Below are 16,991 nucleotides of genomic sequence, written 5' to 3'. Positions count from 1 at the left end.
TTTCAGCGCAGCATCGGCTCAGGCGTCCTGCGCGGCGCAGTCCGCGCTCAGGCGGGGCGTCTGGTCGAGCGCCATCCGCAGGGCGGCCCCGCCGCCGGGCGTCTCGAAGGAATGACGGTCCAGCACGCCGAGGAAGGCGCGCGTGGCTTCCGCGAGCGCGCCTTTCACGCCGCAGACGCCGTTGATCGCGCACGAGCCGCAGTCGACGAGATCGAATCCGTCCTCGGTCAGACGGACGATCTCGCCGACGGTGATCGCTCCGGCGGGCTTCGCCAGCCGCATGCCGCCGGAACGGCCGCGCACCGTCTCGACGTAGCCGGCCTTGGCGAGCTCGTGGACCACCTTCATCAGATGGTTCTGCGAAACGCCGTAGGCGGCGGCGACCTCCGCGATCGACGACAGACGCTCCGGCCGCGCCGCGAGATAGGCGAGCGTGCGGATGGCGTAATCCGTGTAGCGGGTCAGGCGCATGGCGATCGCCCGCCCGCGCGTTTCGTTTGCATGTTCAGACCAGACGACCTAAGCCGAAAAAAGATGTACAGAGAATATATCTTTACGGCGCGGCCATGAGCGGTCAACCGACGGAAGCCGAGCTTCTGGGGCAGGTCGAGGCGTTCTACGCCCAGGTCCGGAGCGACCCGGAGCTCGGTCCGCTGTTCGAAGGCCATGTGGAAGACTGGCCGGAGCACCTGGAGCGGCTCGGCGCGTTCTGGTCTTCGGTCATGCTGGGAAGCGGGCGCTACAAGGGCAATCCGTTCGCGGCGCATCTGAAGCTGCGCGAACGGCTCGATCCTGCGCTGTTCGCGCGCTGGCTCGCGCTGTGGAGCGCGACCGCGGCGGAGCGCTTCCCGCCGGAGGTCGCGGCCGAACTCGACGCCAGGGCCGGCCGCATCGCGGTCAGCCTTCAGGCCGGTCTGCTGTTCCGCCCCGAAGGCCGCACTGACGGCGCGCCCTCGGGGCCCGGGCCTCAGCGGGCCTGATCGACGTCGCGCACGGCGCCGCGCGCGGCGCTGGTGGTGAAGGCGGCGTAGGCCTTCAGCGCGGCGGAGACCTTGCGCTTGCGCGCCTTCGGCTTCCAGGCGTCGGCGCCGCGCGCGATCTCGGCGGCCCGTCGGGCGGCGATCACGTCCGCCGCCACCGCCAGCCGGATCGAGCGGCCGGGGATGTCGATCTCCACCATGTCGCCGTCCTCGACCAGCGCGATCAGGCCGCCCTCCGCCGCTTCCGGCGAGACGTGGCCGATCGAGAGCCCCGACGATCCGCCGGAGAAGCGGCCATCGGTGACGAGCGCGCAGGCCTTCCCGAGCCCCTTCGATTTCAGGTAGCTCGTGGGGTAGAGCATCTCCTGCATGCCGGGGCCGCCGCGCGGGCCTTCGTAGCGGATGACGACCACCTCGCCCGCGACCACCTTGCCGGTGAGGATGCCGCTCACCGCGTCGTCCTGGCTCTCGAACACTTTGGCCGGGCCGGAGAACGTCAGGATCGACTCGTCGACGCCGGCCGTCTTCACGATGCAGCCGTCGAGCGCGAGGTCGCCGGTCAGCACCGCGAGGCCGCCGTCCTGACTGAAGGCGTGGGCCGCGCTGCGGATGACGCCGTGCTCCCGGTCGACGTCGACGTCGTCCCACCTGCGATCCTGGCTGAAGGCGACCTGCGTCGGCACGCCGCCCGGCGCCGCCCGGTAGAAGGTCTTCACCGCCTCGCTTGTCGTGACCGCGACGTCCCAGCGGTCGAGCGCGTCGCCGATGGTGGCGCTGTGCACGGTCGGCAGGTCGCGGTGCAGCAGGCCGGCGCGATCGAGCTCGCCGAGAATGCCCATCACGCCGCCCGCGCGGTGCACGTCCTCCATGTGCACGTCCGACTTCGCGGGCGCGACCTTGCACAGCACCGGCACCTTGCGGGACAGCCGGTCGATGTCCTCCATCGTGAAGCCGACCTCGCCCTCATAGGAGGCCGCGAGAAGGTGCAGCACGGTGTTGGTCGAGCCGCCCATGGCGATGTCGAGGCTCATGGCGTTCTCGAACGCCTTGAAGCTCGCCACCTTCCGCGGGAGCACGCCGTCGTCGTCGTTCTCGTACCAGCGGCGCGCGATGTCGACGATCAGATGGCCGGCCTCCACGAACAGGCGCTCGCGGTCGGCGTGGGTGGCGAGCGTCGAGCCGTTGCCCGGCAGCGACAGGCCGAGCGCCTCGGTCAGGCAGTTCATCGAGTTCGCGGTGAACATGCCGGAGCAGGAGCCGCAGGTCGGGCAGGCCGAGCGCTCGATCTTCGCCACGTCCTCCTCGGCGACACGGTCGTCGGCGGCCGCGACCATGGCGTCGACGAGGTCGAGCGCGACCTCCTTTCCCTTGAGGACGACCTTGCCCGCCTCCATCGGCCCGCCCGAGACGAAGACGGTCGGGATGTTGAGGCGGAGCGACGCCAGCAGCATGCCGGGGGTGATCTTGTCGCAGTTCGAGATGCAGACCATGGCGTCCGCGCAATGCGCGTTGACCATGTACTCGACGCTGTCGGCGATCAGCTCGCGCGAGGGCAGGCTGTAGAGCATGCCGTCGTGGCCCATCGCGATGCCGTCGTCGACCGCGATGGTGTTGAACTCCTTCGCGACACCGCCGGCCTTCTCGATCTCGCGCGCGACCAACTGGCCGAGGTCCTTGAGGTGGACGTGGCCGGGCACGAACTGCGTGAACGAGTTCACCACCGCGATGATCGGCTTGCCGAAGTCGCTGTCCTTCATGCCGGTCGCGCGCCAAAGCCCGCGGGCGCCGGCCATGTTGCGGCCATGGGTGGTCGTGCGGGAGCGGTAGGCGGGCATGGCGATCCTCGGAACGGCTCAGGGCCGGGCGCTCGCGCGCTCCAGCCGTTTTCCGAGCTTTTGGCGCCTTATCGCCTCGCCGTCCAACCTCACCTTCGACGGTCAGCCCTGCGGCGCGGGCGTGGCGAGGCACGAGCCGTAGGATTAGCGGGCGCCCTGCTCGTTGCGTCGCCGAAGCGAACGTCCCGTGGACGTGGAGCGTTCAGGGATCGACCGACACGGCGCCGGCGAGACGAAACGGCCTGTCGCCTCCGGCGGTCGCATGGCCGCCGGCCGTAAACCTCTGGAGAATGCCAGCGATCGCCACTATTTCGATCGTCTCGCCTCGGCGTCAGGCCTTGCCGGCCAGAGCGCCATGCCGACCTCACCGCCCGTCTTCGTCAGACCCGGCCGGCCCAACAACGGACCTCGATCTATGAGCCTGCACGCCGCCCTCGAGCCCGCCGTCGAAGAGGCCGGGCTCTCGCGCCGTCTGAAGGAGCGGACCACGGCGGCCCATCAGCGGCTCGACCGGTCGATCATGGCCGGCGCCCCCTTCGCCGATCGCGCGCGCTACGGCCGTTTCCTCGCGGTCCAGCAGTCCTTCCACGCCGACATTGAGGCGCTCTACGCCGATCCCGGCCTCGGCCGGCTGCTGCCGGACCTCGCCGCGCGCAGCCGGCTGTCTGCGATCGAAAACGATCTCGCGGATCTTGGGGTCGAGGCTTCCGCTCCGTCCGACGGCCCCGCCTTTCCGGCCGGCGCGCCGTTCGACGACGCCGAGGCGCTGGGCTGGCTCTACGTCGCCGAAGGGTCGAACCTGGGCGCCGCGTTCCTGCTGAAGGAGGCGGCGAAGCTCGGCCTGTCCACGGAGTTCGGCGCCCGCCACCTCGCTCCGGCGCCGGACGGCCGCGGCCTCAACTGGCGCGTTTTCGCCGCCGCCCTCGACGCTGTCCCGCTCGACGCGGACGGGGCCGCGCGCGCGGTCGCAGGCGCCGAAGCCGCGTTCGCGCGCGTTCAGGGCCTGGTGCGGGCGTCGTTCGGCTGACGACCGTTCAGCCGCGCGCTCCCGTCTCGCCGAGCAGGAAGCCGCGGTCGGCCGCGAGGCGCTTTTCGAGGAAGCCCGCCACCGCCTTGATGCGCGCGATGTGCACGAGGTCCTCGTGCACCGACAGCCAGACGTCGCGCACGGTGGACAACTCCGGCAGCACCGGGATCAGCGCCGGATTGTGGGCCGCGACGAAGCTCGGCAGCATCGCGATGCCCTGGCCGGAGGACGCGCTGACATATTGCGCGATCAGGCTCGTGCTGCGGAAGCCCACATGCGCCGGGCGGAAGATGTCCGACAGCCAGCGGTTCTCGCGGACATGGATGTACTCGTCGATGAAGTCGATGAAGTCGTGCTCGTCGAGGTCCCGGGCGGAGGTCGGGCGCGGCCGATCCGCGAAATAGGCCTCGGCCGCATAGAGCGAGACGCGGAACTCGCCGATCTTGCGGGTCGAGAGCCGCCGCCCGACCGGCCGGTTGAAGCTTACGAACACCTCCGCTTCCCGGCGGGTCAGGTCGAGCGTCCGCGTGTCGGTGATCAGCTCGATCTGGATGCCGGGATACTGCCTGCGGAACGCGCCGAAGCAGGTGGTGAGGTAGAGGCTGCCCATGCCTTCCATGGTGGCGATGCGCACGGCGCCGCCGGCGTCGCCGCCCGCGCCGACCGCCTCCGTCAGGGCGTTCGCCTGGTTCTCCATGCCCTCCGCGTGCTGCAGCAGGCGCAGGCCGGTCTCGGTCAGGGTGAAGCCGGTGCGGCTGCGCTTGAACAGGCTGGCGCCGAGGCTGCGCTCGAGCTCGCGGATGCGGCGGCCGACGGTGGTGTGGTCGACCTTCAGCGCTTTCGCGGCGCGCGCCAGGTTCTTCTGCCGCGCCACGGCGAGGAAGTAGACGATGTCGTTCCAGTCGTAGCGGGGCTGCGCCTTCACCGCCGCCATGACGCGGTCTCCGTGCTTCGTCGCGAAGGACGGAACTGTAGCTGTCGCGAAAGCCATGATCACTACCGATCCGGCGGCGCGCCCCGCCGCCGGATCGGCCCCTGTCCTGCCGGTTTCAGGCCGCGACGAGCGGCGCGTAAGTGCCGGTCAGGCGGTTCGCGAACATGTCGACCTTCGGGATCATCATCTTCTGGCGGCAGACGGCGAGGTCCACATGGCGGGGCATGACCGCGCCGAGCGTGAGCGAGCGCGGGGCGACCACGTTGACGTCCCACAGCGGGAAGCCGGTCGGCGGAACCACCATGCTGCCGCCGGGGTAGGGGCTGTCGACCCGGTTCGCCAGCGCGAGCGCGACGCGGTTGTCCTCGGCCCGCGGCACGGCGAGCAGTTCGCGCTCGAACGGCTCCCGCAGCGCAGCCGGCCACAGCACGATGTCGGCGGCGCCGACGCCGAGGCAGCGCGAGGTCTCGGGGAACACGGCGTCGAAGCCCGACATCACGCCGATGCGGCCGAAGGGCGTGTCGAACACCGGATAGTCGTCGCCGGCGGTCGCCCAGCGCTGCTCCTCGGCGGTGAGGTGGGTCTTGCGGTAGCGCCCGATCTCCGCGCCGTCGGGTCCGATCAGGACGGTCGTGGCATGGAGCCGGTCGCCCTCCCGCTCCACCACCGGCGCCCCGATCAGGCAGCCGTAGCGCTTCGCGATTCCCGCCAGCCGCGCGAGGATCGCAGGCGTCGACTCCGCCTGGAGCGCTGCCTCCTCGGCGTTTGGCAGCCAGGTCGGACTGAAGGCGTATTCCGGCAGGACCAGCACCTTGGCGCCGAGCTTCGCGGTGTGGTCCACCATCTCGAACACGGCGTCGGCGTTGGCCGCGTCGGCCGTCATATGCATCTGCACGGCGGCCACCTTGGTGACGCTGCGCGACGGCACCAGCGGCTGGTCGGCGATCCCGTAGACCGGGGTCTGCTCGTAAGGCAGCGCAAGCGCGCCATAGGTCTCCGGCCGGCGGCCCGCGATCTTGTCGTCCGCGGCGTAGATCGACTTGTCGCCCGCCATCTCCGGATCGACGTCGGCAACCGCCATGCCGTGGGTGTCGTAGGGGACCTTGGCGGCGACGCGGCCCTTCGGGTCCACGATCATGCTGCCGCCGGGGTAGTAGATCGAGCGCTCGTGGCCGGCCTTGGTGGCGGCGACGAGCCAGACGCCGTTCTCATAGGCGCGGGCCGGGCCCCACATGTCGGCCTGGTCCATGGTGAAGAAGTTCGCCATGTCGACGATGATCTCCGCGCCCTGCAGCGTCATGGCGCGGAAGATTTCGGGGATGCGGCCGTCGAAGCAGATCAGCAGGCCGATGCGGCCGAGATCCGTGTCGACCACGGGACAGCCGCGCTCGCCGAAGGCGAACCAGTTCTGGTCGTGGGTGGCGAGGAACTGCTTGTGGTAGTGGCAGGCGAGCTCGCCCTTGCGCCCGAACATGACGCCGGAGTTGAAGATCTTGTTCTTCGCCGGGTCCCATTCCGTGATGCCGCTCGCGATGTAGACGCCGTGCTTCGCGGCGAGCGCGGACAGCGCCTTCACGAACGGGCCGTCCGTCACCGTCTCCGCGAGGTCGCGGGCGTGCTCCGCCGAGTCGAACAGGTAGCCCGTGTCCATGCATTCCGGGAACACGATGAGCTCGCAGCCCTGCCGCACCGCTTCCTCGACGTAGGAGGTCGCGAGCGCGATGTTGTGGTCGTAGTCGCCGAGGCGCGCGAGCGTCTGCACCGCTGCGGCGCGAAAGCGTCGCTTCGTCATGGGATCGGTCTCCGTAAGATGTTTGCGGGCCGCGTCGGCCCTTCGTCAGCCTGAGGTCAGCTTGGCTCGGGCGCGGCTTTCACCTCGCGCCAGAACGTGTCGAGGCAGCGCCGCTTCAGCGCCGTGAACTCCTCGCTGGTGGTGGCGGCGCCGTCGCGCGGCCAGGGCAGGGCGATGTCGACGATCTCCGCCACGCGCGTCGGCCGCCGGCTCAGCAGCACCAGCTTGTCGGCGAGCTGGATCGCCTCTTCGAGGTCGTGCGACACGAGCAGCGTGGTGATGCTGCGCTTCATGAAGATCTTCTGGAGCTGCTCGCGCATGAACAGAGTCATCTCATAGTCGAGCGCGGAGAACGGCTCGTCGAGGAACAGCACCTCCGGCTCGGTCACCAGCGCGCGGAGGATCGACACCGTCTGCTGTTGGCCGCCGGATAGCGTGTAGGGGTAGGCGGCGAGGTCGAACTTGACGTCGAACTCGGCGAGCAGGGCCTCGACCCGGCGCTTCCGCTCCGCCCTCGGCACGCCCATCACCTTGAGCGGGTAATGGATGTTGTCGATCGCCCGGATCCACGGAAACAGCGCCTCCCGGTAGTTCTGGAAGACATAGGAGATGTTGGTCTCGCCGATGGTGCGCCCGTCGTAGAGCGCCTGGCCGGCGTCCATCGGCGCGAGTCCCGAGATCATGTTGATCAGGGTGCTCTTGCCGCAGCCGTTCGGCCCGAAGATCGAGATGAAGGAGCCGAGCGGCAGATCGAGGTCGAAGCCGTCATAGACGACGGCTCCGTTGAAGCTTTTCGACAGACCGCGGATCGTCAGCTTGCCGCGGCGCGGGGCAGGGGCGGCGCCCGTCTCCGCAGGCGGGCCCTCCGTCGGTCTCAAGGCGTGGATCTGGCCCAAGGCGGACTCCCGGGTCACTCAGCTGCCGAGATCGGCGGCGGTCAGCAGCTTGGTCTTCACGTCCACGGAGGCGGGCAGCACGCCTTCCTTGGCGAAGACGTCCACCAGCGCCTGGTAGGAGGCGGCGTCGACGTCGTTCAGGTCCTTGTAGCCGCGGAGATAGGGCTGCGCGACAAGCTCCAGCTGCTCCGCGCGGATCGCGGTGTATTTCGGAAGCACGGTCCGGTACTTGGCGAAATCGGCGTTCACTAGGTCCGTCGCCTGGTCGATGATCTCGACCACCTTGCGCGCGACCGCCGGCCGCTCCTTCAGGAACTTCGTCGTGATGAGCGAGGCGCCGGAATAGAACGGGTCGGCGATAACGGCCTCGACCGGATTGGTCATGGCGCGCTTGGCCTTGCCGGAGGCGACGGCGATCGAGCCGACCGGCTCGAGCGACAGCGTCGCGTCGGCGGTGCCGCCGACGACCGCCGGCACCTGCATCGCGACCGCGAGGTCGACGAGCTTCACGTCCTTGTCGGGATCGAGGCCCGCGGAGCGCACCATATGGCGGGTGATGGTGCGCCACTGGATGCCCGGCAGATGGCCGAGGGTTTTGCCCTTGAGGTCGGCGAAGCTCGCGATCGTGCTGTCCGGCTTGACGATCAGCCCGTCGTTGATGCGGTCGACCTTGATGCCGCCGCCCTGCAGGCCGAACACCTTGAAGGTGCCGGGGAACTTCTGCTCGGCCACCATCGCGATGCCGGCGGCGGCTCCGGGAGGGCCGAAGTCGGCGCGGCCGGCGACCAGCGCGTCGATGATGTGGTTCGGCGACTCCATCTTGTTGGAGACGATCTCGATGCAGGCCTTCTCGAACAGCTTCTCCTCAAGCGCCACGTAGTAGGCGGTGGTCTGCATGATCGGGAGCCAGGCGGCGGAGACCTTCTCCATGCTGGCGCAGGCGGAGACGGCGCCGGCCGACGCGAAAAGGGCGACGCCTGCGGCGAGGGCGGTTGCGAGATGGCGCATGCGGTCGGTTCCTTCGGGTTCGGAAGGCGAGGAAAGGGACGCGGCCATGCTCAGCGCCCGGCCCAGTGGACCAGACGGCGCTCGAGCACGAGCAGCAGCACGTTGAGGCCGTAGCCCATGGCGCCGGCGACGAGGATCGAGCCGTACATGTCGGCGAGTTCGTAGGAGATCTGGGCGTCGATGATGCGGTGCCCGAGCCCGTCGGTCGCCCCGATGAACATCTCGGCGACGATGATGACCACGAGCGCGATAGACACCGCGTTGCGCAGGCCGACGAAGGTCTGCGGCAGCGTCTCGAAGAAGATGACGTCGCGGAAGATCCGGAGCGAAGACGCGCCCATGGACTGCGCCGCGAGGATGCGCGTCCGGCGCGCGTTCAGCACGCCGTAGGCGACGTTGAACACGATGACGAGCCAGGCTGCGAAAGCCGCCACCGCGATCTTGGCGGCGTCGCCGAGCCCGAACAGCAGCAGGAACAGCGGGAACATCGCGGTCGCGGGCGTCGACCGGAAGAAATCGATCAGGAACTCGACCGAGCGGTAGACCGCGGCCTTGGCGCCGAGCACGATGCCCATCGGCACCCCGAGGGTCACCGCGATCCCGATGGCGTAGGCGACGCGCGCCAGCGTGTGGCCGAAATCCTCGTTCAGCTCGCCCGCCGCGACCCTGCGCGCGGTTTCGCCGATCGTTTCGAACGGCGACGGAAGAAGATCCTTGTTGACGTAGCCGCCCTTGAACGCCACCCACCAGATGGCGATCAGAAGCAGCGGGCCGACGGCGAGTTCAAGCGCCTTTCGAAGCTTTGTCGACGACAATAAAGAGATCATGACATCGCGACCCGATCCGCTTTCGACACGACGCCGTCATGGCGCCGGAGCGACCTGAGGCGAGAAACGCCGTGGCGACGTCTTAGCCTCGGTGGATCATCGGGCCGATCCGCCGGGGATAAAAGGGCCAGTGTTGCACGTTGTCGTGCAGAAACGCATCGCATCGCGGGCGTTTGGCGTCGGATGAAGAGTAACGATGCAGTTTTAGGCGCCCGGCGCCCACGGCGTCGTCAAAATAGCCTTCCGAACCTCGACGTTCATCAAGGGGAAGCCGGGCGGTTGATCGATCGCATGGAACGACGGGCGGCGCGGCGCGCTCGGGCCGACGCGCGCCCTGATGATCGGCTCAGGTTTCGATGCAACTGACCGGGCGGCCGATGATGCGCCGCCTTATCCGCTAAGCCTTGTCAGGCGGGGCCATGACGGCGCGTCGCCGTAGAAGCGGACGAAGTTCGGGCGAACGCGTTCCTGATCCCTGAACCCCGGGGCTGCGCCTGGACGCCGAGACTGACGCGCCTACCGGAAGCCGACCGCCTCGACGACGATCCAGACGATCGCGAAGGGGGCCGCGAGGTTCAGCACGGCGCCGGCCATGAGCACGACGGTCGCGGCGATGGAGCGGGCTTCTCCGAGCACGTCGGGCGCGGCACGGCGCCTATACGCCGAGTTCGCGTAGAGCTCCGTGAGCTTGTCTATCGCCATCGCCATTCCCCAGGTCGCCATGGGCAACTTCGCTCAGCCGAAGGGGGCGGGGAATAGGGAGAAATCCTTAATGAGATGTAAATTTTAAGGAAAGGTTAACCCTGCCGCCCGGGCGCAGGCGCGGCGGCCACGAGCCGGCGGCCGGCCTCGGTGAGCGCGAGCTTCGCGCGCTGGGTGCGGGCGTCGCGCGCGGCGACCGACACAAGGCCGAGCTCGTCGGCGAGGTCGGACACCGCGCGCAGGACGAGGGCGTGGGCGAGCCCGAAGACTTTGGCGAAGGAGCGGCTGTCGGCGGCGACGCCGGCGCCGAGCGCGGTCAGCACGCCGGCGTGCAGCGGCGTCAGTCCCGGCGCGGCCTCCACCACGGCCTCGACCGCCGCCATGAAGGCGGTTTCGTCCTCGGCGACCGCGGCCATCAGGCGGCCTCCCCCGCGCGCGGCGCGAGCGAGACCAGCACGGACTTCGACAGCGGCGTGTCGGAGAGATCGCCGGCCTTGGTGAAGGGCACGACCGCGTTCAGCTCGGGATAGTAGCCGGCGATGCAGCCGCGCGGGATGTCGTATGCGACGAGCCGGAAGTCCTCCGCGAGCCGCGCGCGGCCGTCAGAGGCGTCGCCTACCACGTCGACGCGCGCGTTGGGCGTCGAGCCCATGGCGGCGATGTCGTCCGGGTTCATGAAGATCACGCGGCGCTCGCCGTAGACGCCGCGGTAGCGGTCGTCGAGGCCGTAGATCGTGGTGTTGTACTGGTCGTGGCTGCGGACGGTCTGCAGCACGAACTGGCCGGGACGCTTGCGGGCGCTCTGGTGCTCGATCTCGGCCGGCAGCGGCGTAGCGGAGAACTCGGCCCTGCCGGACCGCGTCAGCCATTCGCGCTCGCTCGCCGCGTTGCGCAGCCGGAAGCCGCGCGGCTGGCGGACGCGGACGTTGTAGTCGTCGAAGCCCGGAATGGTGCGGGCGATGCTGTCGCGGATCAGGTCGTAGTCCTGGGCCATGGCGGCCCAGTCCACATGGGCCGAGCCGACCGTCGCCGCCGCGATGCCGCAGATGACGCCGACCTCGGACTTCAGATGCGGCGAGGCCGGCTTGTTGATGCCGCCCGAGCCGTGGACCATCGACATCGAGTCCTCGACGGTGACGATCTGGGTCTTCTTCTCGCTGTTGCGGTCGATCTCGGTGCGGCCCATGCAGGGCAGCAGGTAGGCGACTTTGCCCACCGCCATATGGCCGAGGTTCGGCTTGGTCGCGATCTGGACCGTGAGACGGCAGTTCCGCAGCGCCTGTTCGACGACGGCGGTGTCGGGGGTCGCGCGCAGGAAGTTGCCGCCGAGCCCGATGAAGGCCTTGGAGCGGCCCTCGACCATGGCGCCGATGGCGTGCAGCACGTTGTGGCCCGGCTTGCGCGGAACGGCGAAGCCGAACTCACGCTCCATGGCGGCCAGGAACCACTCCGGCGCGTTCTCGTTGATGCCGACCGTGCGGTCGCCCTGCACGTTGGAATGGCCACGCACGGGGCAGAGGCCGGCGCCCTCGCGGCCGACATGGCCGCGCAGGAACAGCAGGTTCGCGATCTCGCGCACGGTCGCGACCGAGTGCTTGTGCTGGGTCACGCCCATCGCCCAGGTGACGATGACGCGCTCGCCGCCGAGATAGACGTCGGCGAGCGTCGCGATCTCGTCATAGGTGAGGCCCGACTGGTCCTCGATCGCGCCCCAGGAGGTCGCCTCGACTTCCGCGCGCCACGCGTCGAGCCCGACGGTGTGCTCGGCGATGAAGGACTCGTCCAGCAGCGACGGGCGGCCGGCGGCGCGCGCGGCGTCGTCGCGGGCGAACACGATCTTGGCGACGCCTCGGATGGCCGCCATGTCGCCGCCGAGCTTCGGCTGGTAGTAATGCGTCGCGATCGAGGTCGATCCGCCGCGGATCATCTCGATCTTGTCCTGCGGATCGGCGAAGCGCTCGAGCCCGCGCTCGCGGATCGGGTTCAGCACCGCGACGCGCGCGCCGCGCATCGACGCCTTGCGCAGGTCGCCCAGCATGCGCGGATGGTTGGTGCCGGGGTTCTGGCCGATCACGATGATCGCGTCGGCGTGGTGGAAGTCCTCGAGCGTGACCGTGCCCTTGCCGACGCCGATCGCCTGCGTCAGCCCGACGCCCGACGCCTCGTGGCACATGTTCGAGCAGTCGGGGAAATTGTTGGTGCCGTAGGCGCGCGCGAACAGCTGGTAGAGATAGGCGGCCTCGTTGGAGGCGCGGCCGGAGGTGTAGAACTCGGCCTCGTCCGGGCTTTCGAGCGCGTTGAGCTCCGCCGCGATCCCGTTGAACGCCTCGTCCCACGAGACGGCGACGTAGCGGTCCGTCTCCGGATCGTAGCGCATCGGCTCGGTCAGGCGGCCGACGTTCTCGAGGTCGTAGTCGGTCCAGCCGCGCAGTTCGCTCACCGTATGCCCGGCGAAGAAGGCGGGGGTCGCGCGGCGGGCGGTCGCCTCCCACGACACCGCCTTCACCCCGTTCTCGCAGAATTCGAACGACGAGCCGTGCTCCGGATCGCCCCAGGCGCAGCCCGGGCAGTCGAAGCCGTCGGCCTGATTGGCCTTCAGCAGCGTCATCGCGCCGGTGATCGCCGACCCGCTCCTGAGCAAATGCTTTCCGCAGCTGCGAAGAGCTCCCCAGCCGCCGGCGGCGTGGGAGCGTTTGAGGGGCGCGTCCGCCTGAGACATGTGCTTCGACCGTGCGTGTGAGATCGCCGAAGCCGCGCGATCGCGGCAGTGAACATGTTCCGAGATAGCCGCGAGGCGCTTACGGCGCAACTAAACGCGCCGGATTTATTTGATATCTTATGACGACATGGCGGCCATGCGCTCAATTCATAACAATTAAAAACAGACTTCCAAGACCGAAAACTATCGGTATCGCCAATCGGGCGATATGGATTCATGCATCGTCTTGTCGGTCATCATTGATTGCGATTGCGCGATAGGGAAATCGCATCATGCCGCAGCGCAACAGGAAAACCGCGTTCAGGCGTCTTCATACCGCGGAGGGAAGTGACTAGATTGCGGACCCGCCCGGTCTGACGGACCGCAACGCCGCATCCAGCGCCGGCTGAATTTGAGCAATGTCCCCCATTCTTGAGATTTCGGGTCTGTCCAAGACCTATGCGTCCGGGTTCCAGGCGCTGAAGCATGTCGACCTCGCGATCGAGACCGGAGAGATCTTCGCGCTGCTCGGCCCGAACGGCGCCGGCAAGACGACGCTGATCTCGATCGTCTGCGGTCTGGTGAACCGGACCGACGGAACGGTGACGGTCGCCGGCGCCGACATCGAGCGCGACTACCGCGCCGCGCGGTCGCTGATCGGCCTCGTGCCGCAGGAGCTTGCCACGGATCGTTTCGAAAGCGTGTGGGACACTGTGGCGTTCAGCCGCGGGCTGTTCGGCAGGCCGAAGAACCCCGCCTACCTCGAAAAGCTGCTGCGCGATCTGTCGCTGTGGGAAAAGCGGGACGAGCGCATCATGGCGCTGTCCGGCGGCATGAAGCGCCGGGTGCTGATCGCCAAGGCGCTGGCGCACGAGCCGCGGCTTCTTTTCCTCGACGAGCCGACGGCGGGCGTCGACGTGGAGCTCCGACGCGACATGTGGCGGCTGATCCGCGAGCTGCGCGAGACCGGCGTCACCGTGATCCTCACCACCCACTACATCGAGGAAGCCGAGGAGATGGCTGACCGCATCGGCGTCATCACCGGCGGCGAGCTGATCCTAGTGGAGGAAAAGGCGGCGCTGATGGCGAAGCTCGGCCGCAAGGAGCTGATCCTCCAGCTCTGCGAGCCGCTTTCCGAGATTCCGGCGGCGCTCGGCCGCCACAAGCTGGAGCTGCGGGCCGGCGGCTCGGAGCTCGTCTACGTCTATGACGCGACGCGCGAAAGCGCGGACGTGGCCTCGCTCGTGACCGAACTGTCGGCGGCGGGCGTCCATTTCCGCGACCTCAGGACGACGCAGTCGTCGCTCGAGGACATCTTCGTAGGTCTGGTGAATGGAGGCCGGGCGTGACTGGAGGCGTCAATCTGCGCGCGGTCGCCGCGATCTACAATTTTGAGATGGCGCGCGCGCTGCGGACGGTGATGCAGAGCGTCATCTCGCCCGTGCTGTCGACCTCGCTCTACTTCGTGGTCTTCGGCGCGGCGATCGGCCAGCGCATGAACGAGATCGACGGCGTACCCTACGGCGCGTTCATCGTGCCCGGCCTGATCATGCTGTCGCTGCTGACGCAGAGCGTCGCGAACGCGTCGTTCGGCATCTATTTCCCGCGCTTCGCCGGCACGATCTACGAGGTGCTGTCGGCGCCGGTGTCCTATCTCGAGATCGTCATCGCCTATGTCGGCGCGGCGGCGACCAAGTCGATCGTCATCGGCCTGATCATCCTCGCGACCGCCTCGCTGTTCACGCCGCTGTCGATCCAGCATCCGTTCTGGATGATGGGCTTCCTTGTCCTGACGGGGCTGACCTTCTCGCTGTTCGGCTTCATCATCGGCGTCTGGGCGGACGGCTTCGAGCAGCTTCAGGTGATCCCGCTGCTCATCATCACGCCGCTGACCTTCCTCGGCGGCAGCTTCTACTCGATCGACATGCTGCCGCCGTTCTGGCGCACGCTCAGCCTGTTCAACCCGGTCGTGTATCTCGTCAGCGGCTTCCGCTGGAGCTTCTACGGCAAGGCCGACGTCAACGTTGAGATCAGCCTCGCGATGACGCTGGCGTTCCTGCTGGTCTGCCTGGTGGCGATCCGCTGGATCTTCAGGACGGGGTACCGGTTGAAGCCCTGAACGCGGCCGAGGCTCAGGCGCGCGTGCGCGCGCTGAGCGCCGGCAGCACTTGGCGGGTGATCCAGTTGATGAGCTCGGTGCGGCGGATCTTCGGGTCGAGCACCGAGGGCGCGACGCCGAGGCGCCAAGCGACGTCCTTGCGGGCGGGATCGGCGTCGAGCGCGACGAGGTCGGCGATGTAGGCCGCGGCCTCCGCGCTGTCGCGGAAGAAGCCTTCCTCCAGCATGATCGGCGTGTAGCGGGTCAGGATGCCGCCGAGCTCCGCGAACGTGTATTCCGGGTGGAACTGGACGCCCCAGAACACGCCGTCGCCGTGCCGGATCTCGGCCGCCTGCACCGCGCAGAGGTCGTTGACCGCGGTGACGGTGGCGCCCGGCGGCACGGCCGCGACCTCGTCGGAATGGATCGCGGGCGCGTCGAACACCTGCGCGCGTCCGGCGTGCAGCGCATGGTCGCGGCCGGCGTCGGTGAGATGGATCGATCGGGCGATGCCGATCTCGCGGCCGCGGCGGTTGAGCTTCACCTCGCCGCCGGCCGCGGCCGCGGCCACCTGCAGGCCCCAGCATGAGCCGAAGAACGGCACGCCGGCGTCGTAGATCGTGCGGGCGAAATCCACCTGCACGAGCGATTCCCGCTCCGCCTTCCAGAGGTTGAGCCCCGACCCCGTGATGACGGCGCCGTCATAGGACCCGACGCCTGCGCCGTCCGGCAGGTTCGCGCCCTCGTCGGCCGGATAGCAGACGTCGATCGTGGCCTCGAGCTTCTCGGCCGCCGTGAGTTGCGTGAGGACGTCGCTGTAGAAGGCGCTTGGCGTCTGGCCGGAGACGGCGGCGTGCCGCTCGCGCATGGCCTTCGGGTTGCCTTCGACGACGAGGAGGCGGAGCGGGCGCATGCGCGTCACGCCCGCGCCGCGTCGAGGTCGCCGCGGATCGCGGCGCGGTAGAGCCTCGCGAAGTCCGCCGCCTTGAAGGGCAGGGGATTGCCGCCGGTCGAGGGATCGCGTTCGGCCTTCTCCGCCATCTCGTCGATGCGGTCCTCGTCGACGCCGAGTTCGGCGAGCGTATGCGGCACGTAGAGCTCCTCCCGAAAGCGCAGCACCCAGTCGATGAATCCGTCGAAGCCGCCGTCGATCTCGAACGAGCGCGCGAGATGGGTGAAGCGCTCCTCGATCGCGGGGCGGTTCGCCAGCAGCACGTAGGGCATCACCACGCCGTTGGTCAGGCCGTGATGGGTGTCGTAAAGCGCGCCGACCGGATGCGACAGCGCGTGGATCGCGCCGAGCCCCTTCTGGAACGCGGTCGCGCCCATGCTGGCGGCGGCGAGCATGTTGACGCGGGCCTCGATGTCGCCGCCGTCGACGACGGCGCGCGGGAGGTAGCGCTTGATCAGCCGCGCGCCGTTGACGGCGACGCCGTCCGCCATCGGGTGGAAGCCCGGGGCGGAAAAGGCCTCCAGACAGTGGGCGAGGGCGTCGAAGCCGGTCCAGGCCGTGAGCTTCGGCGGCAGGCCGACCGTGAGCTCCGGATCGAGGATGACGACCGCCGGCTGCATCTTCGGGTGGAAGATGATCTTCTTCTCGTGGGCGCCCTCGTTGGTGACGACCGCGGCGCGGCCGACCTCCGAGCCGGTGCCGGCGGTGGTCGGGACCGCCACGATCGGCGCGATCGCCGCGGCGTCGGCGCGGGTCCACCAGTCGCCGACGTCCTCGAAGTCCCAGATCGGCCGGGTCTGGCCGGCCATGAAGGCGACCAGCTTGCCGACGTCGAGCCCGGAGCCGCCGCCGAAGGCGACGACGCCGTCCGCGCCCGCCGCACGGTAGGCCGCGACCCCAGCCTCCACATTGGCGTCGGTCGGGTTGCCCTTCACCTCAGAGAACACGGTCGCCGGCCGCCCCGCCGCCTCGAGCGCCGCGAGGGCGTGGCCGACAAGCGGCGTGCTCATCAGGCCGGGGTCCGTCACCAGCAGCGGCCGGGCGACGCCGGCTTGCGCGCAGGCGTCGCCGAGCTCCGCGACGCGGCCGGGGCCGACGAGCACGCGGGTCGGGTAGTTCCAGGCGGCGGTGAAGGGGCTGGTCATGAGGCACCGGAAGCTTGCGGCGGAAGCGACATCCGCTCCGTCATGCCCGGGACTGGTCCCGGGTATCCACGACTTGGGCGTAGAGCACGACGATTGG

At 68.9% G+C, this 16,991-nt stretch carries 16 protein-coding genes; 4 read left to right on the top strand and 12 right to left on the bottom strand.

Features of this window, described 5'->3' with window-relative positions:
* Positions 1–18: 18 nt before the first annotated feature.
* Positions 19–471 carry an Rrf2 family transcriptional regulator gene (locus ACFSCV_RS10855; RefSeq protein WP_378799610.1) on the bottom strand — a complete coding sequence of 151 codons (453 nt, stop codon included), beginning with the start codon at positions 469–471 and terminating at the stop codon, positions 19–21.
* Between the two features lie 95 nt (positions 472–566).
* Here ACFSCV_RS10855 and ACFSCV_RS10850 point away from each other — a divergent pair, with 95 nt between their 5' ends.
* The gene (locus tag ACFSCV_RS10850) at positions 567–980 is read left to right on the top strand and encodes a group III truncated hemoglobin (RefSeq protein ID WP_378799609.1); all 414 of its coding nucleotides are present in this window, start codon (positions 567–569) and stop codon (positions 978–980) included.
* Here the strand turns inward: ACFSCV_RS10850 and ilvD are convergent.
* Positions 968–2,815 (bottom strand): dihydroxy-acid dehydratase, encoded by a 1,848-nt coding sequence (gene ilvD, locus ACFSCV_RS10845; protein ID WP_378799608.1) that lies wholly within the window; start codon positions 2,813–2,815, stop codon positions 968–970. The genes ACFSCV_RS10850 and ilvD overlap by 13 nt on opposite strands.
* Positions 2,816–3,230: 415 nt before the next feature.
* Between ilvD and ACFSCV_RS10840 the strand changes: the two genes are divergently transcribed.
* Complete coding sequence (locus tag ACFSCV_RS10840) at positions 3,231–3,842, top strand: biliverdin-producing heme oxygenase (RefSeq protein WP_378799607.1); 612 nt, start codon at positions 3,231–3,233, stop codon at positions 3,840–3,842.
* A gap of 7 nt (positions 3,843–3,849) precedes the next feature.
* On the opposite strand, the gene ACFSCV_RS10835 is transcribed toward ACFSCV_RS10840, so the two are convergent.
* From ACFSCV_RS10835 to ACFSCV_RS10800, 8 genes are all read right to left on the bottom strand, one after another.
* On the bottom strand, positions 3,850–4,833 hold the full coding sequence (locus ACFSCV_RS10835) for a LysR family transcriptional regulator (RefSeq protein WP_378799606.1): 984 nt from the start codon (positions 4,831–4,833) through the stop codon (positions 3,850–3,852).
* A gap of 58 nt (positions 4,834–4,891) precedes the next feature.
* Positions 4,892–6,568: a carbon-nitrogen hydrolase family protein gene (locus ACFSCV_RS10830; RefSeq protein ID WP_378799605.1), complete on the bottom strand. Its 1,677-nt coding sequence runs from the start codon at positions 6,566–6,568 to the stop codon at positions 4,892–4,894.
* Positions 6,569–6,624: 56 nt separating this feature from the next.
* Positions 6,625–7,464 carry an ABC transporter ATP-binding protein gene (locus ACFSCV_RS10825; protein ID WP_378799604.1) on the bottom strand — a complete coding sequence of 280 codons (840 nt, stop codon included), beginning with the start codon at positions 7,462–7,464 and terminating at the stop codon, positions 6,625–6,627.
* An 18-nt stretch (positions 7,465–7,482) separates the two neighbouring features.
* The gene (locus ACFSCV_RS10820) at positions 7,483–8,472 is read right to left on the bottom strand and encodes an ABC transporter substrate-binding protein (RefSeq protein ID WP_378799603.1); all 990 of its coding nucleotides are present in this window, start codon (positions 8,470–8,472) and stop codon (positions 7,483–7,485) included.
* A 50-nt stretch (positions 8,473–8,522) separates the two neighbouring features.
* Positions 8,523–9,287 carry an ABC transporter permease gene (locus ACFSCV_RS10815; RefSeq protein ID WP_378799602.1) on the bottom strand — a complete coding sequence of 255 codons (765 nt, stop codon included), beginning with the start codon at positions 9,285–9,287 and terminating at the stop codon, positions 8,523–8,525.
* Between the two features lie 528 nt (positions 9,288–9,815).
* A complete protein-coding gene (locus tag ACFSCV_RS10810) occupies positions 9,816–10,022 on the bottom strand; it encodes a hypothetical protein (RefSeq protein ID WP_378799601.1) in 207 nt (68 codons plus the stop codon).
* Between the two features lie 74 nt (positions 10,023–10,096).
* Entirely contained in the window at positions 10,097–10,417 is a 321-nt protein-coding gene (locus ACFSCV_RS10805) for a hypothetical protein (protein ID WP_378799600.1), read from the bottom strand.
* Positions 10,417–12,720: an FdhF/YdeP family oxidoreductase gene (locus tag ACFSCV_RS10800; RefSeq protein ID WP_378799599.1), complete on the bottom strand. Its 2,304-nt coding sequence runs from the start codon at positions 12,718–12,720 to the stop codon at positions 10,417–10,419. Before ACFSCV_RS10800 ends, ACFSCV_RS10805 begins: the two co-directional genes overlap by 1 nt.
* Before the next feature lie 398 nt (positions 12,721–13,118).
* Here ACFSCV_RS10800 and ACFSCV_RS10795 point away from each other — a divergent pair, with 398 nt between their 5' ends.
* Both ACFSCV_RS10795 and ACFSCV_RS10790 read left to right on the top strand, forming a co-directional pair.
* Positions 13,119–14,048: an ABC transporter ATP-binding protein gene (locus ACFSCV_RS10795; protein WP_378799598.1), complete on the top strand. Its 930-nt coding sequence runs from the start codon at positions 13,119–13,121 to the stop codon at positions 14,046–14,048.
* Positions 14,045–14,818 (top strand): ABC transporter permease, encoded by a 774-nt coding sequence (locus ACFSCV_RS10790; protein ID WP_378799597.1) that lies wholly within the window; start codon positions 14,045–14,047, stop codon positions 14,816–14,818. The genes ACFSCV_RS10795 and ACFSCV_RS10790 overlap by 4 nt, the downstream gene beginning before the upstream one ends.
* A gap of 13 nt (positions 14,819–14,831) precedes the next feature.
* On the opposite strand, the gene ACFSCV_RS10785 is transcribed toward ACFSCV_RS10790, so the two are convergent.
* Both ACFSCV_RS10785 and ACFSCV_RS10780 read right to left on the bottom strand, forming a co-directional pair.
* Positions 14,832–15,719 carry a type 1 glutamine amidotransferase gene (locus ACFSCV_RS10785; RefSeq protein WP_378799596.1) on the bottom strand — a complete coding sequence of 296 codons (888 nt, stop codon included), beginning with the start codon at positions 15,717–15,719 and terminating at the stop codon, positions 14,832–14,834.
* On the bottom strand, positions 15,716–16,894 hold the full coding sequence (locus ACFSCV_RS10780; RefSeq protein ID WP_378799595.1) for an iron-containing alcohol dehydrogenase: 1,179 nt from the start codon (positions 16,892–16,894) through the stop codon (positions 15,716–15,718). The genes ACFSCV_RS10785 and ACFSCV_RS10780 overlap by 4 nt, the downstream gene beginning before the upstream one ends.
* Between the last annotated feature and the right edge of the window lie 97 nt (positions 16,895–16,991).

This window comes from Methylopila henanensis, from assembly GCF_042681025.1.
GTDB classification, from domain to species: domain Bacteria; phylum Pseudomonadota; class Alphaproteobacteria; order Rhizobiales; family Methylopilaceae; genus Methylopila; species Methylopila henanensis.
Note: the sequence above shows the minus strand (reverse complement) of the source record. Positions and strands in the feature narration are given on the sequence as shown.